At 30.2% G+C, this 331-nt stretch carries 1 protein-coding gene; it reads left to right on the forward strand.

Annotation, left to right across the window (positions count from 1 at the left end; all coding sequences use genetic code 11):
- Positions 1–331, forward strand: a 331-nt coding sequence (locus tag DK187_RS21030) for a hypothetical protein (protein WP_162623587.1), incomplete at both ends; no start/stop codon positions are given.

Genomic DNA, 331 nt, shown 5'->3' on the forward strand with positions numbered 1-331 from the left:
TAGAAAAAAATACAAATAGTGTAAAAATAACAAAATCAACGAAGCTCAAAACAGATTTAACCAATATTGATTATCAACGCTTTTGGGAAAGTATAAAAGTAACAACATTAGAAAGTGATGGAGGATTGTACAAAAAAACATTAGCTCAGTTAACATCAAACGCGCTAACCAATACTATTACACTGAATAGTGCAACCGCAAATCCATACGCAACAATATTACAATTTTCCACGACAACAGAAACAAAAAAATTCATAAAAACAGAACTAGGTCAATACAACTTAAAAGTGCTTGATCAGATCAGAGATGTAATCTTACACAAAAAAGGAAA

This window comes from Marinomonas arctica (assembly GCF_003259225.1).
Taxonomy (GTDB): Bacteria; Pseudomonadota; Gammaproteobacteria; order Pseudomonadales; family Marinomonadaceae; genus Marinomonas; species Marinomonas arctica.